The organism is Qaidamihabitans albus, assembly GCF_016464705.1.
Taxonomy (GTDB): domain Bacteria; phylum Actinomycetota; class Actinomycetes; order Mycobacteriales; family Pseudonocardiaceae; genus Qaidamihabitans; species Qaidamihabitans albus.
The window spans coordinates 212,771-236,974 of sequence record NZ_JAEHOB010000002.1 but is presented as its reverse complement, the minus strand read 5'-3'; the positions used below and the strand labels follow the sequence as shown (position 1 = coordinate 236,974).

The window sequence follows — 24,204 nt, the reverse complement described above, 5'->3', positions numbered from 1 at the left end:
CGCGCGGTATGGCAGTCGAGGTCGGTACGCAGGCTCCGGATTTCACGCTCAACGACTACAACAAGCAGCCCGTCACGCTGTCCTCGTTCCGCGGGGACAGGCCGGTGCTGCTGGTGTTCTACCCGTTCGCGTTCAGCGGCATCTGCCAGGGCGAGCTGTGCCAGCTTCGGGACGAGTTCGCCGACTACGAGAACGAGGGCGTCCAGGTCCTCGGGGTTTCCGTCGACACCCCGTTCTCGCTGAAGGCGTGGGCCGAGCAGCAGGGCTACCAGTTCCCGCTGCTGTCCGACTTCTGGCCGCACGGCGAGGTCGCGCAGGCCTACGGCGTCTTCAACGAGAAGGCCGGGCTGGCCAACCGGGGCACCTTCCTCATCGACAAGGAGGGGATCGTGCGCTTCGCCGAGGTGAACCAGCCCGGTGAGGCCCGTGACCAGCAGGCATGGAAGAAGGCGGTCTCCGGACTCGCGTGACCTTCCGGCGGCGCCCGTGGCGCCGCCACCAGGGCGCATAGCTCAGCGGAAGAGCACCTGCCTTACAAGCAGGGGGTCGCAGGTTCGAACCCTGCTGCGCCCACCGAACGCATGCGTGCCGCATCCGGCCGGTGCGGACCTGCCCGCGCGAGTTCACGGCGGGTTCCCGGTTCGTTCGGGAGTCGGACCAATCCGGCGATTAGCGTCCCTGCGCGTCCCCACCACGACGCGAGAGGACAACTCGTGACAGACACCGCCGACTCCGGTCTCGCCCGCCGCCGCTTCCTGCAGGGCGGCCTGGCCACCGCCGCCGCGCTGGCCACGCTCGGCCCGCTGGAGGCACTCGGCGCCCGCACCGCGGGCGCGGCGCCGCTGCGCAAGCGTGACTCCAGCCCCGACTACGGCCCGCTCTCCCCGGTCCGGGACCAGACGACCGGGCTCGCCCTGCTCGCCCTGCCGAAGGGCTTCGAGTACCTCAGCCACGGCTGGACCGGCGATCCGATGTCCGACGGTTCCCCGACCCCCGCGGCCCACGACGGCATGGCCGCCTTCCGCCGTCCGGACGGCAAGGTCGCGCTCGTCCGCAACCACGAGCTCGGCGGCTACTCGGGCGCGTTCGCCGAGCCCGCCTACAACCCGGCCGCGCGGGGTGGCACCACCAACCTCGTCTTCGACCCCGACAGGGGCGAGTTCACCGAGTCCTGGGCCAGCCTGTCCGGCACCATCCGCAACTGCGCCGGTGGCCCGACCCCGTGGGGCACATGGCTGAGCTGCGAGGAGACCACTGAGGTCGCCCCGGACGGCACGCGGCACGGCTATGTCTTCGAGGTGCCCTTCGACGGCAAGGGCGACCCGGCCCCGCTGCGCGAGATGGGCCGGTTCAGCCACGAAGCCGTCGCGGTGGACCCCGGCACCGGGGTCGTCTACCTCACCGAGGACGCGACACCCTCGGGCTTCTACCGCTACCTGCCGCGTAAGCGGGGCGAGCTTGCCGCAGGCGGCGAGCTGCAGATGCTCGTCGTGCGGACCCCGGACGGCTCGTCGTACTCGACCTACGCCGACGGCACCGGCACGGAGTACCGCACGTCCTGGGTCACGGTGCCCAACCCCGACTACGCACCCGGCGAGACCCGGCCCGCGGAGCAGGGCGCCGCGCTCGGTGCCGCCGTCTTCCGCAGGCTCGAAGGTGCCTGGTGGGGCAACGACCGCGTGTACATCGTCTCGACCAGCGGAGGGCCGAAGGGGCAGGGGCAGGTCTTCGAGTACGACCCGCGGGCCGAGCGGATGCGCGTGCTGTTCGCCTCGCCCGACGCCGCGGTGCTGAACAACCCGGACAACATCTGTGTCAGCCCGCGCGGCGGCATCGTGCTGTGCGAGGACGGCAGCGAGGGCGAGTACCTGCACGGCCTCACCACCGACGGCGAGATCTTCCCGTTCGCGCTCAACCAGGTCGTCATCCCGGAGGGTGGGGTGCCGGGCAAGGCCGCAGCCCCTGGCGACTACTCCGGCTCGGAGTGGTGCGGCTCGACGTTCGAGCCGAAGAACGGCAACTGGCTCTTCGTCAACGCGCAGAGCCCGGGCATCACGTTCGCCATCACCGGGCCCTGGCGCACCGGATCGCTGTAGCGCAACGACTCGATGGCGGCCACGGCACTTTCCGCGTTTCCGGTCGCCGTGGCCGCCACCGCGGCTTATCCTCGCCGCCTACGCCGAACCGAAGCCGAGCCCGAGGTGGTCGTGGATACAGCAGGCAACCGTCCCGAGCCACCGGCGCGCCCGCGGCCGTTGATCGAGGATCTGCCGCTGTCCGGCTGGGAGCCGCAGGTGGAGCAGAGACGGCCGGTCCCGCCGCCGCGCCGGCCTGCCCGGCGCGGCCTGCCGGTGGTGGTCGCGCTGCTGCTCGTCGCCGGACTGCTGTTCGTGACGAACTCCGCGGACGACGGCCACGGCGATGCGTCCGGCGAGGTGCCCGGAAGCGCCCGGCCCGCCGCGGGCCCGGAGCCGGTCCCCAGCGCGGCACGCAACCCGCTGCTCGTCGCCGATGTCCCGCTTCCGCCGGTGACCTGCGAGCTCCCCGCGATGGGCCGGGACCTCGCCCGGCTGCGCGCGCTCTACCTGGCACAGATCGGTTGTCTCGAACGGGCCTGGGCGCCGGCTCTGGAACGGGCGGGCCACCCGTTCGGCCCGGTCCGGGTCCAGCTCGCCGACCACCCGCGCACCGCGTGCGGTGCGCTGCCGCCCGCCGACGAGGCGACCGGCTTCTACTGTGGCGACGACCACACCATCTACCTGCCTCGCCAGCGGGTGCTCGCCGCTCTCGGCGCCGATCCTCCCGCCCACATCGCCACGCTCGCCCACGAGTACGGCCACCACGTGCAGCAGCTGAGCGGGATCCTCGCCCGCGCGGGGCAGAAGCTGGCGGCGCACGAGCCGGGCAGCGCGGGCGACCGGGAGGTCGGCCGCCGCGTCGAGCTGCAGGCGAACTGCTTCGCGGGGATGTTCCTCGCCAGCGTCGCCGGCCGCGGCACGGTGAGCGCCACGCAGGCTCAGGACGCCGTCGACGACTTCCGCAACTGGGTGGACAGCCGCACGCACGGTTCCAGCGACACCCAGTTGTACTGGGCGCGCGCCGGTTTCGACGGCACGGGCACCGCGGCGTGCAACACGTGGGTGGCCGCACTCGACCAGGTCTCGTAACGCCGTCGCGGGGCTGGTGCGGGAAAGGCCCGGCGGCGCATGCTGACCGGATGGAACCACAGCTCTCCGAGGTCAGCCTGCCCGCGCGACTGGCGGAGCCCGACGAGGACATCAGTGCCGAGGAGCTGGCGCTGGCGGCCCGCAACCACGGGATGCCGCTGGAGGCGCTGCGCCACGACCGCACTCCCGCGGGCCTGCACTACCTGCTGGTGCACTACGACATTCCGTACCTGGACCCGGAGACCTGGCGGCTCGCGGTCACCGGACAGGTCGGCAGCCCGTTCGAGCTCTCCCTGGCCGAGCTGCGGGAACTGCCGGCGCGCACCGTGCGGGTGACGATGGAATGCGCAGGCAACGGGCGCGCCCAGCTCCGGCCCCGGCCGGTCAGCCAGCCCTGGCTCGTCGAGGCCGTCGGTACCGCCGACTGGACCGGCGTCCCCCTGCGGGAGGTGCTCGAACGGGCCGGGGCCGACCCGGACGCGGCCGAGGTGGTGTGCACCGGTGCCGACCACGGCGTGGAGCGCGGCGTCGAGCAGGACTACCAGCGCGGCCTGCCGCTCGGCGAAGCGCTCCGCGACGAGGTCCTGCTCGCCTACGCCATGAACGGCGAGCCGCTGCCCCCGCAGCACGGCTTTCCGCTGCGGCTCGTCGTGCCCGGCTGGTACGGCATGGCGCACGTGAAGTGGCTGCGGGAGATCGAGGTCGTCGGCACGCCGTTCACCGGATTCCAGAACGCCGTCGCCTACCGCACCCGGCAGAGTCCCGAGGACCCCGGCGAGCCGGTCACCCGGATCGCGCCGAGGGCATTGCTCGTGCCGCCCGGCTTCCCCGACTTCCAGTCCCGCCACCGGATAGTGCGTCCCGGCCCGGTCGAGCTCACCGGGCGCGCCTGGTCCGGCCGCGCTCCGCTCGCCAGGGTGGAGGTCAGCACCGACGACGGCGCCTGCTGGCGCGACGCCGAGGTGGAGCCGGCGGGGGCGCATCCGTGGGCCTGGCGCCGTTGGCGCGCGACGTGGCGGGCGGAGCCGGGCCGGTACGTGCTCTCGGTGCGCGCGACCGACGCGGACGGCGTCCAGCCCGTCACGCAGCCCTGGAACCGGGGCGGTTTCGCCAACAACGCCGTGCACCGGGTGCCCGTGACGTGCCTGCCTGCCCGGAACGGGTGAGCCTGCCGGGCCGGGACGCGGTGGCGGGTTTTGTCCATTTCCGCGCGGGTAAACACCGGACAGTGACCCATCGCACAGAGGAGGCGGTCATGACTCGTCCGGCAGAAACCCGGGTCCGGGTGGGGGGTCTGCAGCCCACGCAGGTCCTGGCGGGGCTCGTTGGGCTGGCGTACCTGGCCATCGGGATCATCGGCTTCACCATTACCGGGTTCGGCGACTTCGCCGCGGCGGAGCACAGCACGCTGTGGGTGTTCGCCATCAACCCGCTGCACAACGTGGTGCATCTCGTCATCGGTGTGCTCGGCGTGCTGATGGCGGTGATGTCCGGGCTGGCCCGTACGTTCGGGTGGCTGCTGTTCGTGGCCTTCGGCGTGCTGTTCGTGTGGGGCCTGGCGATCACCGACGTGTTCGCGACCAACCCGGTCTCCGGACTGGGCAACCCGTTGGCGATCGACACCGCCGACAACTGGCTGCACCTCGGCACCGCGCTCGTCGGCCTGCTGATCGCCGTGCTGCCGGCCCGCAGGGTCGTGGAGCGCGGGGAGACGGTGCCGCCGGGCACGGTTGAGGAGCGACGGCCTGCCGAGGAAAACGAACCGACCACCGAGACCACCGAGACCACCGAGCACGGCGGGCACCGGCGCTTCGGCAGGCACGACCCGGCTCGCTAGGGCCGCCTCCTCCCGCGCGGCATCGGCTCGGCTCCGCCGCCGGGAGCCGACGCCGCGCAGGGAGACCGGTGCGCACTGTTTCCGCAGGTCACCGCTCGTGAGTGAGGAACCGCGTTCTAACTCGGCCAAACACTCACGAGCGGTGACCAGGCACTAGGCGATCCCGACGTCCACGACGACGCAGGTGATGTTGTCCGGGCCGCCGTGGCTGTTGGCGAGGTCGATGAGTGTCCGCACGACCTCCTCCGGCTCGCCGCCGGACTCCAGGACGTCGCCGATCTCCCCGTCGGTCACCACGTCGGTGAGGCCGTCGGAGCAGAGCAGGTACCGGTCGCCGGCGCGCACCGGCTGGATCGACACGTCCGGCTCGGCCGGGCTGTCGGCCAGCAGAGCGCGCGTGAGCACCGAGCGGTGCGGGTGGCTCGCCGCCAGCTCGGGCGCCAGGCTGCCCTCGTCGACGAGCGACTGCACCACCGTGTGGTCCCGCGTGATCCTGCTGAGCTCGCCCTCCCTGAACAGGTAGCCGCGGGAGTCGCCGATGTGGGCAAGCGCGAACCGGGTCCCGTCCCAGAGCAGTGCGGTGAGCGTGGTGCCCATCCCCGCCAGATCGGGGTTCGCCGCCACCCGTTCGTCGAGGCGTTCCGCCGCGTCGGCCACGCCCTGCGCGAGCTCGGCGGCCGGGTCCAGCTCCTCCGTGCCGACATCGGTGAGCCGCCGGTCCAGATCGGCGATCGCGGCGATCGCCACCTCGCTCGCCACCTCGCCGTGGGCGTGCCCGCCCATGCCATCCGCGACCGCCAGAAGGCGCGGGCTCGTGAAGGCCGAGTCCTCGTTCTCCTCGCGTCGCCGCCCGGTGTCGGAGCCGGCCGCGTACCGGAGCACGAGCACCTCGTCGTGAGTCATATGTGCAGTGAACCACGTGCGGAAAACCGGCCTGCGAGCGTGGACGGTTCGGTCAGAATGGCGCCATGGTGATGCGCGCGGAGGACGTCAGCAGAGCACGGGCCGAGACGCCGGGGTGCGCCGAGGTGATCCATCTGAACAACGCGGGATCGGCGCTGCCGCCGCGCCGGGTGACCGACACCGTGATCGAGCACCTGCGTGCCGAGGAGCTGCGCGGCGGCTACGAGGCGGCGGCCGGGGCACAGCCACGGGTCGACGCCGTCTACGAGTCGATCGCCACGCTGGTCAACGCGTCCGCGCGGGACGTCGCTCTGGTGGACTCCGCGACCAGGGCTTGGCAGGCGGTCTTCTACGCGCTCGACTTCCGCCCCGGCGACCGGATTCTGACCTGCCGCGCCGAGTACGCCAGCAACGCGATCGCGCTGCTCCAGGTCGCCGGGCGTACCGGGGCGGTGATCGAGGTGGTCGACGACGACGCGAACGGCCAGCTCGACCTCGCGGACCTGCGCAGGCGGCTCGACTCCGGGGTGCGGCTGGTCGCGATCACCCACGTGCCCACCCAGGGCGGCCTGGTCAACCCGGCCGAGGAGATCGGCGAGATCACCGAGGAGGCGGGGGTTCCGTTCCTGCTGGACGCGTGCCAGTCGGCCGGGCAGCTCGACCTCGACGTCGAGCGGCTGCGCTGCGACGCGCTCAGCGTGACCGGCCGCAAGTTCCTGCGCGGCCCGCGCGGCACCGGTTTCCTCTACGTGCGGCAGCGCCTGTGGGAGCGTGTCGAGCCGGCCATGCTCGACCTGCACTCGGCCGCGTGGACCGCGCCCGATCGCTACGAGCTGGCCGACGGCGCCCGCAGGTTCGAGACGTGGGAGCGCAACGTCGCGGCCGTGCTCGGGCTGGGCGCCGCGGTGGACTACGCGCTGTCCTTGGGGCTGCCGGACATCGAGCGGCGGGTCACCGAGCTGGCCGGGCAGCTCCGCGCTGAGCTCGCGGCGCTGCCCGGCGTCGCGGTGCACGATCAGGGCACCCGCCGCTGCGGCATCGTCACCTTCACCGTCGACGGTGAGGACTCCGCCGACGTGCAGCGGCGGCTGGCCGCGGCCGGGATCAACACCTCGGTGGCCTCGGCAGGCTCGGCCCGGTACGACCTGCCCGCGCGTGGCCTGCCGCCGCTCGTGCGGGCCTCGGTGCACTACTACAACACCGAGGAGGAGATCCGGCGGCTCGTCGAGGAGGTGTCCGCGCCGGTTTCGTGACCGGTACGCTTCCACGTGAGTAAGCGCTTGATCAGTGGAGCGGGAGGTCGCGTGGACGCCGAGGACTTCGCAGCCATCCGGTCGGCGGTACGGGAGTTCGTCCGACGGGAGGTGGTTCCCAGGGAGGCGGAGATCGACGAGCGGGACGAGATCTCCGCCGAGATCCGGGACAAGGCCGCCGGGCTCGGGCTGTTCGGCTGGGCACTGCCCGCCGAGTACGGCGGGCTCGGGCTGAGCATGGCCGAGGACGTGCGGCTCGCCATCGAGCTCGGCTACACCACCCCGGCGTTCCGCTCCCTGTTCGGCACGAACAACGGAATCGCGGGCCAGGCGATCGTCAACTACGGCAGCACCGCGCAGCGGGAGCACTGGCTGCCGAAGCTGGCCGCGGGCGAGGCGATCGCGGCCTTCGCGCTGACCGAGACCGAGGCCGGGTCGGACCCGAGCGGGCTGGCCAGCAAGGCCGTCCGCGACGGCGACGGGTATGTGCTCTCGGGCACGAAGCGGTTCATCACCAACGCCCCGCTCGCCGACGTGTTCGTGGTGTTCGCGCGGACCGATCCGGCGGCGTCCGGGCGGCACGGCATCTCCGCGCTGCTCGTGCCCGCGGGCCTGCCCGGACTGACCGTCGGCCCGCACGACCCCAAGATGGGACAGGCGGGCGCCTGGACCGCCGAGGTGTTCCTCGACGAGGTGCGCGTGCCCGCCGACGCGGTGATCGGCGCCGAGGGTGACGGGTTCCGGATCGCGATGGCCTCACTGGCCAGGGGCAGGCTACACATCGCCGCGGTGTGCGTCGGCATGGCCGAGCGGGCACTGGCCGAGGCGGTCGAGCACGCGCGCGACACCCGGCAGGGCGGCCGCGCGATCGGCGACTTCCAGCTCGTGCAGGCGCTGCTCGCGGAGTCGCACGCCGAGCTGGCCGCCGGGCGGGCGATGGTGCTGCAGGCGGCCGGGGAGTACGACTCGGGCGCGGACCGCACGCTCGGCCCCTCCAGCGCCAAGCTTTTCTGCACCGAGATGCTCGGCCGGGTCGCCGACCGCGCGGTGCAGGTGCACGGCGGCATGGGCTACATGCGGGGTGTCGCCGTGGAACGCATCTACCGCGACGCGCGCCTGTTCCGGATTTACGAGGGAACCAGCGAGATCCAGAAGCTCGTCATCGCGCGCAACCTCCTCCATCCGCGCTGAGCCACCGAGGCTGAGTCCGTGGTCCGTACGGCGGGTCGCCACCACCGAGGCGGGCCGGCGAGGGAAGATCGGGGGCGCGCCCTGCTCCTCGGTTCTGTCGCACCCCCGGGCTAGGGTGATGAGCCTGCGGGACGCGTGCCGCCGCTCGTACCACTCAGGGGAGGTTTTCGCTGGTGTCGAACGATTCCTTCGTCCACCTGCACGTCCACACCGAGTACTCGATGCTCGATGGTGCGGCGAAGATCGCTCCGCTGTTCTCGGAGGCGGCCCGGCTGGAGATGCCGGCCGTGGGGATGACCGACCACGGCAACATGTACGGCGCCGACGAGTTCTACCAGCAGGCACGCCAGGCCGGGATCAAGCCGATCATCGGCATCGAGGCATACGTCGCGCCGGAGAGCCGGTTCCACAAGAAGCCGGTCTTCTGGGGGCAGAGCAACCAGCGCGGCGCGGACGAGTTCGGTGAGGGTGGTGACGTCTCGGGCGGCGGCGCCTACACCCACATGACGATGCTGGCCGAGAACGCCACCGGCCTGCGCAACCTGTTCAAGCTCTCCTCGCTGGCGTCGATGCAGGGCTACTACCGCAAGCCGCGGATGGACCGCGAGCTGATCGCGGAGAACGCCGAGGGCATCATCGCCACCACCGGGTGCCCTTCCGGCGAGGTGCAGACCCGGCTGCGGCTCGGGCAGAAGGACGAGGCACTGCGGGCCGCCGCCGACTACCGGGACATCTTCGGCGCGGACAACTTCTTCCTCGAGCTGATGGACCACGGGCTGCCGATCGAGCGTTCGGTGCGCGATGGCCTGCTGGAGATCGGCAGGCAGCTCGGCCTCAGCCCGCTGGCCACCAACGACTCGCACTACGTCACCAAGGACCAGGCCGACTCGCACTCGGCGCTGCTGTGCGTGCAGTCCGGCAAGACGCTCTCCGACCCGAACCGGTTCAAGTTCGACGGCGACGGCTACTACCTCAAGTCGGCCGCCGAGATGCGCGAGTACTGGGACACCGAGGTCCCCGGTGCCGCGGACGCGACGCTGCTGATCGCCGAGCGCGTGCAGTCCTACGAGGAGATCTACGCGCACCGCGACCGGATGCCGAAGTTCACCGTGCCCGAGGGCCACGACGAGGGGAGCTGGCTGCACCACGAGGTGATGAAGGGCCTGGAGTGGCGCTTTCCGGACGGCATCCCGGACGGCTATCTCGAGCGGGTGCAGCACGAGCTCGGCGTGATCAACCAGAAGGGTTTCCCCGCCTACTTCCTGGTGGTCGCCGACCTGATCAACTACGCCCGCAGCGTCGACATCCGGGTCGGCCCCGGCCGTGGCTCCGCGGCGGGCTCGCTGGTGGCCTACGCGCTCGGTATCACCAACCTGGACCCCATCCCGCAGAAGCTGCTGTTCGAGCGGTTCCTCAACCCCGAGCGCGCGTCGATGCCCGACATCGACATCGACTTCGACGACCGCAGGCGCGGCGAGATGGTGCGCTACGCCACCGAGAAGTACGGCGCCGACCGCGTCGCGCAGGTGATCACCTTCGGCACCATCAAGACCAAGGCGGCGATCAAGGACGCGGCGCGGGTGCAGTACGGCCAGCCCGGTTACGCCATCGCCGACAAGATCTCCAAGGCGCTGCCGCCGCCGATCATGGCCAAGGACATCTCGCTGTCGGGCATCGTCGACCCCGAGCACGAGCGCTACGCCGAGGCCGCCGAGGTGCGCTCGCTGATCGAGAACGACGAGGAAGTCTCGACGATCTTCAACACCGCGCGCGGCCTCGAGGGCCTGATCCGCAACGCGGGCGTGCACGCCTGCGCGGTGATCATGTCGTCGGAGCCGCTGATGGACTCCATCCCGCTCTGGCAGCGCGACGACGGCTCGGTCATCACCGGCTGGGACTACCCGTCGTGTGAGGCCATCGGCCTGTTGAAGATGGACTTCCTCGGGCTGCGCAACCTCACCGTCATCGGCGACGCGATCGACAACATCAGGGCCAACCGCGGCCAGGAGATCGATCTGGACCGGCTCGGAATGGACGATCCAGAGACCTACAAGCTGCTCTCCCGTGGCGACACGCTCGGCGTCTTCCAGCTGGACGGCGGCGCCATGCGCGACCTGTTGCGGCGCATGCAGCCCACCGGCTTCGACGACATCGTGGCCGTCGGCGCGCTCTACCGGCCGGGGCCGATGGGCATGAACGCCCACAACGACTACGCCGACCGCAAGAACGGCAGGCAGAAGGTCAAGCCGATCCACCCCGAGCTCGAGGAGCCCCTGAAGGAGATCCTGGCCGACACGCACGGCCTGATCGTCTATCAGGAACAGATCATGCACATCGGGCAGAAGGTCGCCGGCTACTCGATGGGCCGCGCTGACGTACTGCGCCGCGCGATGGGCAAGAAGAAGCAGGAGGTCCTGGAGAAGGAGTTCGAGGGCTTCCACGCCGGGATGCGGGAGAACGGCTTCTCCGACGAGGCCATCAAGGCGCTGTGGGACACGATCCTCCCGTTCGCCGGGTACGCGTTCAACAAGAGCCACGCCGCTGCCTACGCCCTGGTGTCCTACTGGACCGCCTACCTCAAGGCGAACTACCCGGCGGAGTACATGGCCGCCCTGCTCACCTCGGTGGGCGACAACAAGGACAAGTCCGCGATCTACCTCTCCGAGTGCCGCAGGCTCGGCATCAGGGTGCTGCCGCCGGACGTCAACGAGTCGGAGCAGCGGTTCGCGGCCGTCGGCGACGACATTCGCTTCGGTCTCGGCGCCGTGCGCAACGTCGGCGCCAACGTGGTCGAGTCGATCATCCGGACCCGCGAGCAGAAGGGCAAGTACTCCACGTTCACCGACTTCCTCGACAAGTCGGAGCTGGTGGTGTGCAACAAGCGGGTGGTGGAGTCGCTGATCAAGGCGGGCGCGTTCGACTCGCTCGGCAACACCCGCCTCTCGATGATCCAGGTGCACGAGGACGCGGTGGAAGCCGTCGTGCCGCTCAAACGGCAGGAGGCGATGGGACAGTTCGACCTGTTCGGCTCCGGCGAGACCACCGAGCCGACGGAGTCCTCGTCCCCGCTCGCGCACCTCAAGTTCGGCGAGGAGGAGTACCCCCGCAAGCAGTTGCTCGCCTACGAACGCGAGATGCTCGGCCTTTACGTGTCCGCGCACCCGCTCGACGGCGCCGAGCGCATCCTGCGCAAGCACGCCAGGCGGCCGATCGCCGCGATCCTCGACGATCCGCCGAAGGAAGGCGAGATCGAGATCGCCGGGCTGATCACCTCGCTGGAGCGGCGGGTGAACAAGCGGGGCGAGCCGTGGGCGATCTGCACGGTCGAGGACATGGACGCCTCGATGGAGGTGCTGTTCTTCGCCAAGGCGTACGCGATGTTCTCCGCCGACCTGGTGGAGGACAACGCGGTGCTGGTCAAGGGCAGGGTGAACTGGCGCGAGGACAGGATGTCCGTCTTCGGTGGCGCGCTCGTGCCGCTGGACCTGAGCGAGGCCGCGATCGGGAACGAGGAGCCGCCGCTGATGCTGCTCGCCTCCGCGGAGCGGATCGATCAGGGCGTGGTGAGCGAGCTGAAGCAGACCCTGCAGGCGCACCGCGGGGAGACACCCGTCCACCTCAAGCTGGTCGGCAAGGACCGGCAGACGGTGTTCGCGCTGTACGACTACCCGGTCAAGGTCACCTCCATGCTCATGGGTGAGCTGAAAGGCATTCCGGGGATCACGGCCAGCACCTGACCGGGGCGCTGAATACCGTGGACGGGTGACGTCCGACCACGAGCCCGATCCCCGGCGCTGGCGCGCGCTCGCCGTCACCCTCACCGCGGGGTTCATGTCCCTGCTCGACGTGAGCATCGTCAACGTGGCGCTGCCGTCGATCCAGCGCGGCCTCGGCGCGTCCGTCTCCGGCGCCCAGTGGGTGGTGTCCGGCTACGCCCTCACGTTCGGGCTCGTCCTCGTGTCCGGCGGCCGGCTCGGGGACGCACTGGGCAGGCGTCGCATGTTCCTCGTGGCGCTGTCGGCTTTCGTGCTCACCAGCGCGCTCGCCGGTGCCGCGGTGAACGAGGCGATGCTGGTCGCCGCCCGGCTCCTGCAGGGGATGGCGGCCGGCCTGCTCACCCCGCAGAACACCGGTCTGGTCCAGGAGCTCTTCCGGGGCGCGGAACGGGGGCGGGCGTTCGGCATGTTCGGCGCCACGGTCGGGATCTCCACGGCCGTCGGACCGGTCCTCGGTGGACTGATCATCAAGGCCTTCGGCGAGGAGAACGGCTGGCGCTGGGTGTTCTTCGTCAACGTCCCCATCGGGGCGGTGGCCCTCGTGCTCGCCGCGCGGCTGCTGCCGGGCGCGGCGCCGCGGAAGCGCCCGCTGCGCAAGGAACTCGACTTCGTCGGCAGCCTCCTGCTCGGCCTCGCGGTGCTCGGAGTCCTGCTGCCGCTGGTCGAGTCCGAACAGGGCGGGCTGAGCAGGCTGTGGTGGCTGTTCCCGCCTGCGATCGTGTTCGGTGCCGCCTTCGTGCGGTGGGAGCGGCGCATGGTGCGCAGGCGGCGCGCGCCGCTGTTGGACACCCGGCTGTTCACCGAGACGCCCGGCTTCGCGACCGGGGCCTCGATCGCGACCGTGTACTTCTGCGGGTTCACCGGCATCTGGCTGGTGTTCGCGATGTTCTTCCAGCAGGGACTCGGTTACACACCCCTGCAGTCGGGGCTCGCGGTGACGCCGTTCGCCCTCGGCTCGGCCATTTCCGCCGTGATCGCGGGCAGGCTGGTCGCGCGCTGGGGCCGCCGGATCACCGTGGCCGGGCTCTGCCTCGTCGCACTCGGCCTCGGCGCCGTGGCCACGGTGGTGCTGTTCGTGCCTGCCGGCAACATCGGCTTCGCGGTGGCCGGGCCGCTGCTCGTCGCCGGCGTGGGCGGCGGGATGGTCATCTCGCCGAACACCACGCTGACGCTGAACCGGGTGCCGACCCGGATGGCCGGGGTGGCGGGCGGCGCGCTGCAGACCGGCCAGCGGATCGGCACCGCGATCGGCGTCGCCGTACTCGCCTCCGTGTTCCACGCTCGTGTCGCCGGTGCGGCACAGGACTACCGGGCGGCGCTGTCACTGGCCATGCTGTGCTCGGTGGGTTTCGTCGCCGTCGCGCTCGTTCTCGCCGCCCAGGATGCCCGCCGCATCACCCGGCGAATCGCAGCCGATTCGTCACGAGGAGTGACAGCGGTTGGTCCATTAGAGTGACGTTGTCGCGAAACAACTGGCGCTACGCAGAGCGACCGAGTAGACCTGGTAATTGCCTTCGATGAGGGATTTTCGCTACCGAGCGTGGCGATACGGTGAAGATTTCGGGGATGGAGTCGGCAACCGTAGCGTCGCGTGTCGTATCTGAAAGCCGAGCGGGCCAGATACCCAGCGTCACCCTCACGAGTGTATTGCCGACGGCCGCGGGGGATCGATCGGTGAGGCCGTGAGCGTGGTGCCGGACGCGGCGCCGCGCCATCGGGGGCGCCACCCGGGTGGGTCCGGAAGGCAGGGGCCGGACCCTCCCGGGTTTCTTTCCTGGGCACGCGCCCGAATGTGGCATCGGGTGCGCTGAACGCGACGAATGCCGCTTCGGGTGCGCTGGACCGGGCTCACACGAGTGCGGGAAGGACCTCACCGAGCGGGCCGCGCAGGACGGCGGCCGCCTGGTCGTCGTACGGGGTCTCGGATGCGTTGCACACCACCACGGTCGCGCCCGCGCTCGCGGCAAGGCCGACCAGGCCGGCCGCCGGGTGCACGGTGAGCGAGCTGCCCGCGACGAGCATGAGGTCACAGGCCTGCGCGTGCTCCTTCGCGCGGTGCAGCACCTTGGCGTCGAGCGCCTGGCCGAACGAGATCGTGGCCGACTTGAGGATGCCGCCGCAGAGCAGGCACGGCGGGTCGGTCTCGCCCGCGGCCACCCGGTCGAGGGCCTCCCGCATGTCGCGCCGGTCGCCGCAGCCCAGGCACACCGTGTCGAACATCGTGCCGTGCAGCTCGACGACCCTTTCCGGAGCGGAACCGGCCCGCTGGTGCAGTCCGTCGATGTTCTGCGTGACGATCGCGGCGAGCCGGCCCGACCGCTCCAGCTCGGCGAGCGCGTGGTGTGCCGCGTTCGGCCGGGCCGCCCAGCCAGGATGCCGTACGCGTGCCTGCCAAACCTCCTCCCGGACCTGCCTGCTGCCGACATAGGCGCTCAGGTTGGACATGCGCTCGGCGCCGGGGTTCTTCGTCCACACGCCGTTCGGCCCGCGGAAGTCCGGGATACCCGAGTCGGTCGACACGCCGGCGCCGGTCATCGCCACGATGTGCCCGGCGCCGGTGACCAGCTCGCGGGCGCGGCGCAGCTCCTCGGCGGAATCCATGCCTCCATGATGCAGCGGACCGCGATGGGTTTCGGATCCCCTACCGTTGAGTAACACTGGTCACATGGCCGTGTGAAGCCGAGCCGACTCGAGGAGGAGTCCGATGGCGGACCAACCGCAGGTAACGGAGAAGGAAGCCAGGGCGGTCGCCGAGGAGGCGAGGGAGAGCGGCTGGCAGAAGCCCTCGTTCGCCAAGGAGCTCTACCTCGGCCGCTTCCGGATGGATCTGGTGCATCCCCATCCCCGCTCGACCGCCGAGGACTCGGGCAGGGCCGAGAAGTTCCTCACACGGCTGCGGGAGTACTGCGAGACCCTCGACCCGGCCGTGATCGAGCGCGAGGCACGCATCCCGGACTCCTACGTGAAGGGGCTCGCTGAGCTGGGCTGCTTCGGCATCAAGATCCCCGAGGAGTACGGCGGGCTGGGGCTCACGCAGGTCGCGTACAACCAGGCGCTGATGCTGGTCGGCTCGGTGCACTCGACGCTGAGCGTGCTGCTGTCGGCGCACCAGTCGATCGGGGTTCCCGAGCCGCTGAAACTGGCCGGCACGCCGGAGCAGAAGGCGAGGTTCCTGCCGCGCTGCGCGAAGGGCGCGGTGTCGGCTTTCCTGCTCACCGAGCCCGACGTCGGCTCCGATCCCGCGCGGCTGGCGAGCACCGCCGTGCCGACCGAGGACGGCGGGGCGTACGAGCTGGACGGCGTGAAGCTGTGGACCACCAACGGTGTCGTCGCCGAACTGCTCGTCGTGATGGCCCGGGTGCCGAAGAGCGAGGACCACCGTGGCGGCGTCACCGCGTTCGTGGTCGAGGCCGACTCGCCGGGCATCACCGTCGAGCGGCGCAACGAGTTCATGGGCCTGCGCGGCATCGAGAACGGCGTGACGCGGTTCCACAAGGTGCGGGTGCCCAAGGAGAACGTCGTCGGCGGCGAGGGCAAGGGCCTCAGGATCGCGCTCGCCACGCTGAACACCGGCCGCCTCTCGGTGCCCGCCGCGTGCGCGGGGGCCGCCAAGTGGTGCCTGAAGATCGCCAGGGAGTGGTCCGCCGAGCGGGTCCAGTGGGGCAGGCCCGTCGGGCGGCACGAGGCGGTGTCGAACAAGATCTCGTTCATCGCGGCCACGGCGTACGCACTGGAGAGCGTGGTTGAGCTTTCCGGGCACATGGCCGACCAGGGGCGCAACGACATCCGGATCGAGGCCGCGCTCGCGAAGCTGTGGGCCAGCGAGATGTCCTCTCTCGTCGCGGACGAGCTGCTGCAGATCCGCGGCGGCCGTGGGTACGAGACGGCGGCGTCGCTCGCCGCGCGCGGGGAACGGGCCGTGCCCGCCGAGCAGGTGGTCCGGGACCTGCGGATCAACCGGATCTTCGAGGGCTCCACCGAGATCATGCACCTGCTCATCGCCCGGGAGGCCGTGGACGCGCATCTGTCGGCCGCCGGTGAGCTCGCCGACACCGAGGCCGACGTCCGGAGCAAGGCACGGGCGGCGGTCAAGGCCAGCGGGTTCTACGCGAAGTGGCTGCCGCAGCTCGTCACCGGCAAGGGCCAGGTGCCCACGAACTACCGCGAGTTCGGGCCGCTCGGCACGCACCTGCGCTACGTCGAGCGCGCCGCGCGCAAGCTGGCTCGCTCCACGTTCTACGGGATGGCCCGCTGGCAGGCCGGTCTCGAACGGCGGCAGGGCTTCCTGTCGAGGATCGTGGACATCGGTGCGGAGCTGTTCGCGATGTCGGCGAGCTGTGTGCGCGCCGAGATGCAGCGCGGCGACGACGCCAGGGAAGGGGAGGCGGCCTACGAGCTCGCCGACGCGTTCTGCCGCCAGTCGCGGCTGCGGGTGGAGGCGCTGTTCGAGGCGCTGTGGAACAACACCGACGACGTCGACCGCAAGGTCGCCGGCCGCGCGCTCGACGGCCGCTACACCTGGCTGGAGCAGGGCATCCTCGATCCGAGCGAGGGCACCGGCCCGTGGATCGGGGACTGGCGCGAGGGCGCCTCGGACGTCGAGAACGTCGCCCGCCGCTACCTGCCGTCCACGAAGTAGCGGAAACCGCAGGTCAGACCTCGTGAGTGCGTAGCCGAGTCAGAACTCGGGTACGCACTCACGAGCGTCAGCCGTGCGGGGTGAGGGGTTCGGACCCGGCCTCCTCGTCGTCGCCCCGGCCGAGCGTCTTCTTGCGCTTGTAGCGGACCAGGAGGTAGACGGCGACCGCGGCGAGCAGCCCGACCACGATCATGCCGCCGGTGTTCAGGACACCCTCGACACGCCGGGCGGCCTCGCCGAGCGCGGCACCGATGCTGATGTGCAGCAGCGACCAGCTCGCCGCCCCGGCCACCACCGCGGGCAGGAACTTGCGGTAGGGCAGCCCGGACGTGCCCGCGGCCGCCGGGGTTAGTGTCCGCACCACCGGCAGGAACCGGGCGAAGAACACCGCCCACGCGCCTCGCCGGCGCAGGATGCCCGTCGCCTTGTCCCAGGCGTCGGTGCCGTAGCGCTGGATCAGCCGGGTCTCGCGCAGGCGCGGGCCGAACCTCCTGCCGATCGCGTACCCGATCGAGTCACCGACCCCCGCGCAGACGGTGACCACCGCCCACAGCACGAGGAACCGCGGCACGCTGGTGGCGGTGGTCGCGGCGATCAGCAGACCCGACTCGCCCGGCGCGATGAACCCGAGCCCGATGGTGCATTCGAGCAGCACCAACGTGCCGGTCGCGCCCACAAGCGCGGGCTGCGGCAGGCTCTGCAACCAGTCGAGCACATCCGTCACCAGTGCCACGAGCGTCCCCTTGCTCCTCGTCCCCCGTGGCCGAACCGGACCACGCCGAAGACCACGCTACGACGGACACTAGCGGCCGCGCACCGCCCGGACGTCAGGGCTCACCCCTGACTTTCGTCGCCGCGGCGCTCACGCCTGCCGGGCGAGCACGCTGCTGGCCTCCTGTGCGGCCGGCGCCGCGGCGGCGAGGTGGGAGAGGTTCTCCGGCAGCGGCTCGCCACGGTGCGCCTTGGTCTGGGCGAAGAGCTTGCCTGCGCGGTAGGAGGAGCGGACCAGCGGCCCGGCCATCACCCCGGCGAACCCGAGTGCCTCCGCGGCCTGGGAATGCTCGACGAACTCCTCGGGCTTGACCCACCGGTCCACCGGGTGGTGCCGCACCGAGGGGCGCAGGTACTGCGTGATGGTCAGGATCTCGCAGCCCGCCTCGACCAGGTCGCGCATCGCGGGCTCGACCTCGTCCGGCGTCTCGCCCATGCCGAGGATCAGGTTCGACTTGGTCACCAGCCCGGCCTCGCGGGCGCGGGTGAGCACGTCCAGCGAGCGCTGGTAGCGGAAACCGGGCCGGATCCGCTTGAAGATCCGGGGCACCGTCTCGACGTTGTGCGCCAGTACCTCCGGGCGGGCGCCGAACACCTCGGCGAGCTGGGCCGGGTCGGCGTTGAAGTCCGGGATCAGCAGCTCCACGCCGGTGCCCGGGTTCAGCGCGTGGATCTGGCGGACGGTCTCGGCGTAGAGCCACGCGCCACCGTCGTCGAGGTCGTCGCGCGCGACACCGGTGACGGTCGAGTAGCGCAGCCCCATCGCCTGCACGCTCTCGGCGACCTTGCGCGGCTCACTGGTGTCGAGCGCGGCCGGCTTGCCGGTGTCGATCTGGCAGAAGTCGCAGCGCCGGGTGCATTGGTCGCCACCGATGAGGAAGGTCGCCTCCCGGTCCTCCCAGCATTCGTAGATGTTGGGACAGCCGGCCTCCTCGCACACGGTGTGCAGACCCTCGCGCCGCACCAGTCCCTTGAGCTCGGTGAACTCGGGGCCCATGCGCGCGCGCGTCTTGATCCACGACGGCTTCTTCTCGATCGGTGTCTCGCTGTTGCGGACCTCGAGCCGCAGCAGCTTCCGACCATCAGGCGCAACAGTCACGGGCCCCAGCCTACGCCCGGGCGCTCGCGGAACGACACTACGCGGGATTGGGGGTGATCCCGGTCAACTTCGCGGTCAGCTCCCACAGGCGGGCGCCGAGCTCGGCGTCCAGCGCCGGCGGCAGCGGCCGGGTGACGACCGGGTGACCGCGCGCACCGCCGAACGCGCCCGGCCCGATGTAGTCGCCACCACCGACGCCGGGCGCGGTGGCGGCGAAGAGCTGGGGCAGGGTGCCCATCCGGGTGCTCTGGGCGAACAGCAGCTCGCCCATCCGGGTGCCCGCGATCATCGCGCCCCGCAGTAGCGGATTGCCGTACGAGCGCGCCATGGCCGCGGCCAGCCCGGACTCGGTGTAGCCGGGATGGGCGGCGACGCTGATCAGCGGCTCGTGCGCGGCCCGCAGCCGCCGGTCCAGTTCGAGGGCGAACACCTGGTTGGCCAGCTTGGACTGGCCGTACGCCGCGACGGGGTTGTAGGGACGGCGTTCGAAGTTCGGGTCGTCCGGGTCGAGCCTGCCCGCGCGGGCGGCCATGCTCGACACGGTGACGACGCGGGCACCGCTGCCGCCTCGCAGAGCGGACATGAGCAGCCAGGTCAGCGCGGCGTGCCCGAGATGGTTGGTGCCGAACTGGGTCTCGAAGCCGTCCTTCGTGGTGCCCTTCGGTGTGCCCATGAGCCCGGCGTTGTTGACCAGGATGTCGAGTGAGTCGCCGGTGAGCTCGCGCACCCTGCTTGCCGCGTCGAGCACCGACGCCAGGTCGGCGAGGTCGAGCCGGACGAGCTCGGGCCGGGTTCCCGCCCGTTCGGCGACCTCGCGCAGGGCCCGCTCGCCCCGTTCGGCCGACCGGCAGGCCAGCAGCACCCTGGCGCCCTTCTCCGCCAGCACCCGCGCGGTGCGCAGGCCCAGTCCGGAGTTCGCGCCCGTGACCAGCACCGTGCGGCGCGTCTGGTCGGCGATGTCGCTCTCGGTCCAGTTACCTGTGCGCGCAGCCATGCCGTCAGCTAACTACACGTGTGTGGCCGGTGCCAGTGGCTCAGCCCGTCGGCGCCAGCCGCCGCAGCAGCTGCCCGACCGGGTTCGCCCGCCTGTCCGGGGCGTGCCGGGCGGTCTGGTTGCGCAGCAGTGCCTCGAACGCCTCGCCGATCCTGGTCACCTCGTCGCGCGGCTCGTTCGGCTCGGCGAGGCCCGCCGTGACGGCGAGCATCCGCAGCTCCGCATCGTGCATCGGCCGCAGTGCCGGGTGGTGCGGCAGGTGCGCCTCGAGCACGGCGTGCAGCGTCGGGTGGTCGCGGACGGCGCCGTGCCATGCCCGGGCCACCGCGTCGACGTGGTCGCTCTCCCCGCCGCCCGGCACGTCGTCGGCGTCCTCCGGGCCCGCGACCTCGGCGCGCAGGTACCCGCCGAGCACCTGGGTCCACTTGTAGTGCAGTGCGCGCAGCAGGTTCTCCTCGGTGCCGAAGGCCCGTTCGGCCCCCTCGACCTCGGCGAACGGCAGTGGGGCGCCGGGTGCGCGCCGCGCCTGCCGCAGTACGGCTTCGATGATGTCGCGCCGCTGATAGTAGTCGTTCCAGCTCATGGCCTGATCCCCTTCCGTGACCCGGGTCATACCAACGGTTTGCGGCATACTCCCGGTACGGACCTGACACGCCAAACATACCACCGGTATGGCCGGTGCAAACGGCGTAGAGTTGTGAGGGTGGTGACAATGAGGTCCAGGCGAGAGGACTATTCCGAGTCCACGCGTTCCGCCTTGGTCGACAGCGCTGTCAAGCTGTTCACCAAACGTGGCTACGCCGGCACTTCCCTCGACGAGATTGCCAGGCGAGCAAGAGTCACAAAAGGTGCGCTCTATCACCACTTCAGCGGCAAGCAGGCGCTGTTCGAGGCGGCGTTCGACGCGGTGGAAAGCCGGGTTTACGGTCGCCTGGACAAGATCCTGCGCGGGGATGAACCACCCTGGGATCGCGCATTGCGGGGACTGCGGGAATTCATCTCCAGCTGTCTGGATCCCGCTTATCAGCGGATTGCCGTGCACGAGGCGCCCGTCGTGATGGGCTGGCAACGGTGGCGGGAGGCGGAGGACAGGTACAGCTTCGGGCTGATCCGGTCGAGCCTGCAGGACCTGATCGACGCGGGCGAGGTGGACAGCGTGCCGGTCGAGGTCACCTCCCGGCTGCTGTTCGGCGCGCTCTCCAGCGCGGCCACCGAGATCGCCAGCTCGTCCGAGCCGGAGAAGGTGGGCGCGCAGATCGAGGAGGTCATCGTGCACCTGCTGCACCAGGTGCGCCGCCGGTAGGCTGCCGGCGTGGAACTGAGGATCTTCACCGAGCCCCAGCAAGGGGCGGGCTACGACGACCTGCTGCGGGTGGCGAAGGCCACCGAGGACGCCGGCTTCGACGCGTTCTTCCGCTCCGACCACTTCCTGAAGATGGGATCGGTGACGGGCCTGCCGGGCCCGACCGATGCCTGGATCACGCTGGCGGGCCTCGCCAGGGAGACCTCGCGGATCCGGCTCGGCACGCTCGTGACGGCTGCGACCTTCCGGCACCCTTCGGTGCTGGCCATCTCCGTGGCTCAGGTGGACCAGATGTCCGGCGGCCGGATCGAGTTCGGCCTCGGCACGGGCTGGTTCGCCGACGAGCACACCGCCTACGGCCTGCCGATGCCCGAGCTGCGCGAGCGCTTCGACCTCTTCACCGAGCAGCTGGAGATCATCACCGGGCTGTGGGCAACGCCGGAGGGGCAGGCGTTCTCCTTCGACGGCGAGCACTACCGGCTGGCCGAGGCGCCCGGGCTGCCGAAGCCCGCGCAGCGGCCGCGGCCGCCGGTGATCATCGGGGGCACGGGCAGGAAGCGCACGCCGGAGCTCACCGCGCGGTTCGCCGACGAGATCAACGTGCCGTTCAACGACATGGACACCGCGCTCGCCCAGTACGAGCGGGTCGCCGACGCCGCAAGGGCGGCCGGGCGGAACCCGGACGAGATCACCCGCTCGGCCGCGCAGGTGGTGGCCATCGGCCGGGACGAGCCGGAGCTGGCCCGGCGGGCGGCCGCGATCGGGCGGGACGTGGCGGAACTGCGGGAGAACGGCATCGCGGGCACCCCCGCGGAGGCTGTCGACAAGATCGGCCGATGGCGCGAGAAGACCGGTATCTCACGCCTGTACCTGCAGGTCCTCGACCTGGCCGACCTCGACCACCTCGACCTCATCGCCGCCGAGGTCGCCCCCCACCTCCGCTAGCCGCGAGAAGCGAGGTCAGGTCTGGAGGGCGAAGGTGACACCGGGGGCGGCGGGCTGCTCCGGGCGGGGTAGCCAGCGGTCCTCGGTCACCGGCAGCTCGCCGTCCAGCGCGGCCAGCACGGCGTCGCGGGCGAGCGGCAGCACGTCGGCCACCGTGACGTCGCGACCGAGCTCGGCCGCCAGCGACGTCACCCCCGCGTCCCGGATCCCGCACGGCACGATCTTGTCGAACGCCGTGAGGTCGGCGTCGCAGTTGAGCTCGAAGCCGTGCATGGTGACCCCCCGCTGCACGCGGATGCCGATCGCGGCGATCTTGCGCTCCGGGCCGCGGTCGTCGGCGGGCAGCCAGACGCCGCTGCGGCCCTCGACGCGCCCGGTGTGCACGCCCAGCCGCCCGCACACGCTGATCAGCGCCTCCTCCAGCCGCCGCACGTACTGCACCACGTCGATCGGGTCGCCGAGCTTCACGATCGGGTAGCCGACCAGCTGGCCGGGCCCGTGCCAGGTGATCTTGCCGCCGCGGTCCACGTCGATCACCGGGGTGCCGTCGGCCGGCCGGTCACCCGGCTCGGTGCGCTTGCCCGCCGTGTACACGGAAGGGTGTTCCAGCAGCAGCATGGTGTCCGGCCCGTGGCCGTCCGCGCGGGCGTCGACGTAGCGGCGTTGCAGGTCCCATGCTTCGAGGTAGTCGATGACCCCGATCTCGCGGACATCGACGGGATCGGCGGTGGCACGGCAGGAAGCGGTCGCAGTCACGTCCCCGAGGTTACGCCGCGCGGCGACCGGCCGGAACCGGATCCGGCGCGGGCAGTAGCCGCAGCGCGGCGCCGGCGAGCAGGCCGACGCCACCGACGGCGAGCACCGCGCCGACCGTGTCCGTCAGCCAGTGCACCCCCAGCGCCATCCGGCTGACGGCGCACAGGGCCGTCGCCACGCACGCGGCCCATGCGGCCCGCCGGACGAGCCGGCGGGCCAGCCACAGGCACAGCACGACCACGACGAACCCGGTGCTCGCCACGGACACCACATGCCCGCTCGGGTAGGCGAAGTCCACGTACTCGCGGGGCCGCTCCCGTTCGAACAGCGGCTTGAACGTGAAGCTGGTGCTCCGGCACAGCGCCAGCAGGAGCAGCAGCCGCAGCAGCAGGCCCGCCCTGGCCCGCGCGGCGCGCCGCCACAGTAGCCAGGCCACCACCAGCAGGCTCACCCCGAGCAGTACCGGCAGTACCGGCCCGAGCACGGCGCTCACCCCCGCGGCGACATCGCCCAATGGGCCTCGCCAGCGGTCCTCCAGCGTGCCGGCGACCGCGGCATCCGGCCGGGCGGGCGCACCGTGCACGACCAGGCCGAGTGCGACGAACGCGCTGAGCAGCAGCCCGCCGAGCAGCACGTACCGCTTCACAGCACCGCGGCCAGCGCCTTGTCGAGGTCGGTGTGGGCGAAGGTGAACCCGGCGCCCGGCAGCGCGCGCGGAACCGCCCTCGGTCCGCTCAGGATCATCTCCTCGGCCGCCTCGCCGAGCACCACCCGCAGCGCAGGGCCCGGCACCCACCACGGGGCCGGCCGGTGCAGGGCCCGTCCCAGCGCACGGGTGAACTCCGCGTTGGTGACCGGGTTCGGCGTCGCGAGATTGACCGGCCCGGAGACCGCTTCGTGCTCCAGCGCGAACCGGATGGCGGCCACCTGGTCGGGCAGGCTGATCCACGGGAAGTACTGCCTGCCGTCGCCGAGCCTGCCGCCGAGGCCGAGCCGGAACAGCGGTTTGAGCGGCCCGAGCAGGCCGCCCCTGCCGGAGAGGACGGGTGCGGTCCGCAGCAGCACCACACGCGCGCCGCCCCGCGCCGCGGAGGTGGCGGCCTCCTCCCACGCGACGCACAGCTCGGCGAGGAAGCCCTCGCCGGCCGGGGCGGACTCGTCGACCTCGCGGTCGCCGGTGTCGCCGTAGTAGTTGATGCCCGACGCGCTCAGGAACACCGGCACGCCGTGCTCGGCGGCCGCCTCGGCGAGCACTTCCGTGGGCTCCAGCCTGCTGTCGGTGAGCACCTGTTTGCGGGCACCGCTCCAGCGCCCTGACGCCAGTGCCGCGCCGCACAGGTTGACGACCGCGTCCACGCCGTCGAACGCGCCGTCGTCGATCCGGCCGGCCGGCGGGTCCCAGCCGCGCTCGTCACCCCCGCGCGGTGCCCGGCGCACCAGGCGGCGCACCTCGTGGCCCGACTCCCGCAGCCCGGACACGAGCGCATTGCCGATGAGACCGCTGGAGCCGGCGATGAGGACCCGCATGGCGACACTCTATGTGCGCGAAGGGGCGCCCGCCGTCCGGCGG

At 71.4% G+C, this 24,204-nt stretch carries 21 protein-coding genes and 1 tRNA gene; 13 read left to right on the top strand and 9 right to left on the bottom strand.

Annotated elements, in window-relative coordinates; all coding sequences use genetic code 11:
- Positions 1-8: 8 nt before the first annotated feature.
- From JAP66_RS04350 to JAP66_RS04325, 6 genes are all read left to right on the top strand, one after another.
- Positions 9-470, top strand: coding sequence for a peroxiredoxin (locus tag JAP66_RS04350; protein WP_199430239.1), 462 nt, complete (start codon positions 9-11; stop codon positions 468-470).
- A 31-nt stretch (positions 471-501) separates the two neighbouring features.
- Positions 502-573 (top strand) — tRNA-Val (locus JAP66_RS04345).
- Positions 574-713: 140 nt separating this feature from the next.
- Positions 714-2,096, top strand: coding sequence for an alkaline phosphatase PhoX (locus JAP66_RS04340; RefSeq protein ID WP_199430238.1), 1,383 nt, complete (start codon positions 714-716; stop codon positions 2,094-2,096).
- A 111-nt stretch (positions 2,097-2,207) separates the two neighbouring features.
- Positions 2,208-3,167 (top strand): neutral zinc metallopeptidase, encoded by a 960-nt coding sequence (locus JAP66_RS04335; protein WP_307849431.1) that lies wholly within the window; start codon positions 2,208-2,210, stop codon positions 3,165-3,167.
- A gap of 50 nt (positions 3,168-3,217) precedes the next feature.
- The gene (locus tag JAP66_RS04330) at positions 3,218-4,333 is read left to right on the top strand and encodes a sulfite oxidase (RefSeq protein ID WP_199430236.1); all 1,116 of its coding nucleotides are present in this window, start codon (positions 3,218-3,220) and stop codon (positions 4,331-4,333) included.
- Positions 4,334-4,422: 89 nt separating this feature from the next.
- On the top strand, positions 4,423-5,004 hold the full coding sequence (locus JAP66_RS04325) for a DUF4383 domain-containing protein (protein ID WP_199430235.1): 582 nt from the start codon (positions 4,423-4,425) through the stop codon (positions 5,002-5,004).
- Positions 5,005-5,157: 153 nt separating this feature from the next.
- Here JAP66_RS04325 and JAP66_RS04320 read toward each other — a convergent pair whose 3' ends face one another.
- A complete protein-coding gene (locus JAP66_RS04320; protein ID WP_199430234.1) occupies positions 5,158-5,907 on the bottom strand; it encodes a PP2C family protein-serine/threonine phosphatase in 750 nt (249 codons plus the stop codon).
- A gap of 71 nt (positions 5,908-5,978) precedes the next feature.
- On the opposite strand from JAP66_RS04320, the gene JAP66_RS04315 reads away from it, so the two are divergent.
- The 4 genes from JAP66_RS04315 to JAP66_RS04300 all read left to right on the top strand — a co-directional run bounded on the left by JAP66_RS04315 (position 5,979) and on the right by JAP66_RS04300 (position 13,583).
- Positions 5,979-7,160: an aminotransferase class V-fold PLP-dependent enzyme gene (locus tag JAP66_RS04315; RefSeq protein ID WP_199430613.1), complete on the top strand. Its 1,182-nt coding sequence runs from the start codon at positions 5,979-5,981 to the stop codon at positions 7,158-7,160.
- A 51-nt stretch (positions 7,161-7,211) separates the two neighbouring features.
- Positions 7,212-8,351: an acyl-CoA dehydrogenase family protein gene (locus tag JAP66_RS04310; RefSeq protein ID WP_199430233.1), complete on the top strand. Its 1,140-nt coding sequence runs from the start codon at positions 7,212-7,214 to the stop codon at positions 8,349-8,351.
- A 173-nt stretch (positions 8,352-8,524) separates the two neighbouring features.
- Positions 8,525-12,088 (top strand): DNA polymerase III subunit alpha, encoded by a 3,564-nt coding sequence (gene dnaE, locus JAP66_RS04305; RefSeq protein WP_199430232.1) that lies wholly within the window; start codon positions 8,525-8,527, stop codon positions 12,086-12,088.
- A 25-nt stretch (positions 12,089-12,113) separates the two neighbouring features.
- Positions 12,114-13,583 (top strand): MFS transporter, encoded by a 1,470-nt coding sequence (locus tag JAP66_RS04300; protein ID WP_307849430.1) that lies wholly within the window; start codon positions 12,114-12,116, stop codon positions 13,581-13,583.
- 392 nt (positions 13,584-13,975) lie between these two features.
- Here the strand turns inward: JAP66_RS04300 and JAP66_RS04295 are convergent, their stop codons facing one another.
- Positions 13,976-14,728: an SIR2 family NAD-dependent protein deacylase gene (locus JAP66_RS04295; protein ID WP_199430231.1), complete on the bottom strand. Its 753-nt coding sequence runs from the start codon at positions 14,726-14,728 to the stop codon at positions 13,976-13,978.
- A 103-nt stretch (positions 14,729-14,831) separates the two neighbouring features.
- Between JAP66_RS04295 and JAP66_RS04290 the strand changes: the two genes are divergently transcribed.
- Positions 14,832-16,766 carry an acyl-CoA dehydrogenase family protein gene (locus tag JAP66_RS04290; RefSeq protein ID WP_199430230.1) on the top strand — a complete coding sequence of 645 codons (1,935 nt, stop codon included), beginning with the start codon at positions 14,832-14,834 and terminating at the stop codon, positions 16,764-16,766.
- A gap of 67 nt (positions 16,767-16,833) precedes the next feature.
- On the opposite strand, the gene JAP66_RS04285 is transcribed toward JAP66_RS04290, so the two are convergent.
- The 4 genes from JAP66_RS04285 to JAP66_RS04270 form a co-directional block, all read right to left on the bottom strand.
- Positions 16,834-17,493, bottom strand: a complete 660-nt coding sequence (locus JAP66_RS04285) for a DedA family protein (protein ID WP_199430611.1) — start codon at positions 17,491-17,493, stop codon at positions 16,834-16,836.
- 135 nt (positions 17,494-17,628) lie between these two features.
- Positions 17,629-18,636: a lipoyl synthase gene (lipA, locus tag JAP66_RS04280; protein WP_199430229.1), complete on the bottom strand. Its 1,008-nt coding sequence runs from the start codon at positions 18,634-18,636 to the stop codon at positions 17,629-17,631.
- A gap of 37 nt (positions 18,637-18,673) precedes the next feature.
- Positions 18,674-19,630: an oxidoreductase gene (locus JAP66_RS04275; RefSeq protein WP_199430228.1), complete on the bottom strand. Its 957-nt coding sequence runs from the start codon at positions 19,628-19,630 to the stop codon at positions 18,674-18,676.
- 40 nt (positions 19,631-19,670) lie between these two features.
- Complete coding sequence (locus JAP66_RS04270) at positions 19,671-20,213, bottom strand: hypothetical protein (RefSeq protein ID WP_199430227.1); 543 nt, start codon at positions 20,211-20,213, stop codon at positions 19,671-19,673.
- 129 nt (positions 20,214-20,342) lie between these two features.
- On the opposite strand from JAP66_RS04270, the gene JAP66_RS04265 reads away from it, so the two are divergent.
- The gene (locus JAP66_RS04265; RefSeq protein WP_199430226.1) at positions 20,343-20,933 is read left to right on the top strand and encodes a TetR/AcrR family transcriptional regulator; all 591 of its coding nucleotides are present in this window, start codon (positions 20,343-20,345) and stop codon (positions 20,931-20,933) included.
- Positions 20,934-20,942: 9 nt separating this feature from the next.
- On the top strand, positions 20,943-21,878 hold the full coding sequence (locus JAP66_RS04260; protein WP_199430225.1) for an LLM class F420-dependent oxidoreductase: 936 nt from the start codon (positions 20,943-20,945) through the stop codon (positions 21,876-21,878).
- Positions 21,879-21,893: 15 nt separating this feature from the next.
- Here JAP66_RS04260 and lipB read toward each other — a convergent pair whose 3' ends face one another.
- The 3 genes from lipB to JAP66_RS04245 are packed head-to-tail and all read right to left on the bottom strand — an operon-like array spanning position 21,894 to position 24,161.
- Positions 21,894-22,634, bottom strand: a complete 741-nt coding sequence (gene lipB / locus JAP66_RS04255; protein WP_199430224.1) for a lipoyl(octanoyl) transferase LipB — start codon at positions 22,632-22,634, stop codon at positions 21,894-21,896.
- A gap of 10 nt (positions 22,635-22,644) precedes the next feature.
- On the bottom strand, positions 22,645-23,280 hold the full coding sequence (locus JAP66_RS04250; protein ID WP_199430223.1) for a phosphatase PAP2 family protein: 636 nt from the start codon (positions 23,278-23,280) through the stop codon (positions 22,645-22,647).
- Positions 23,277-24,161, bottom strand: coding sequence for a TIGR01777 family oxidoreductase (locus JAP66_RS04245; RefSeq protein ID WP_199430222.1), 885 nt, complete (start codon positions 24,159-24,161; stop codon positions 23,277-23,279). Before JAP66_RS04245 ends, JAP66_RS04250 begins: the two co-directional genes overlap by 4 nt.
- Positions 24,162-24,204 lie beyond the last annotated feature (43 nt).

Bases quoted from the DNA above. Each gene is read 5' to 3' on its own strand.
- JAP66_RS04265 (WP_199430226.1), top strand. From the start codon at position 20,343: ATGAGGTCCAGGCGAGAGGACTATTCCGAGTCCACGCGTTCCGCCTTG.
- JAP66_RS04295 (WP_199430231.1), bottom strand. From the start codon at position 14,728: ATGGATTCCGCCGAGGAGCTGCGCCGCGCCCGCGAGCTGGTCACCGGC.
- JAP66_RS04275 (WP_199430228.1), bottom strand. From the start codon at position 19,630: ATGGCTGCGCGCACAGGTAACTGGACCGAGAGCGACATCGCCGACCAG.
- JAP66_RS04290 (WP_199430230.1), top strand. From the start codon at position 14,832: ATGGCGGACCAACCGCAGGTAACGGAGAAGGAAGCCAGGGCGGTCGCC.
- JAP66_RS04245 (WP_199430222.1), bottom strand. From the start codon at position 24,161: ATGCGGGTCCTCATCGCCGGCTCCAGCGGTCTCATCGGCAATGCGCTC.
- JAP66_RS04350 (WP_199430239.1), top strand. From the start codon at position 9: ATGGCAGTCGAGGTCGGTACGCAGGCTCCGGATTTCACGCTCAACGAC.
- JAP66_RS04330 (WP_199430236.1), top strand. From the start codon at position 3,218: ATGGAACCACAGCTCTCCGAGGTCAGCCTGCCCGCGCGACTGGCGGAG.
- JAP66_RS04320 (WP_199430234.1), bottom strand. From the start codon at position 5,907: ATGACTCACGACGAGGTGCTCGTGCTCCGGTACGCGGCCGGCTCCGAC.
- JAP66_RS04325 (WP_199430235.1), top strand. From the start codon at position 4,423: ATGACTCGTCCGGCAGAAACCCGGGTCCGGGTGGGGGGTCTGCAGCCC.
- JAP66_RS04315 (WP_199430613.1), top strand. From the start codon at position 5,979: ATGCGCGCGGAGGACGTCAGCAGAGCACGGGCCGAGACGCCGGGGTGC.
- JAP66_RS04270 (WP_199430227.1), bottom strand. From the start codon at position 20,213: ATGAGCTGGAACGACTACTATCAGCGGCGCGACATCATCGAAGCCGTA.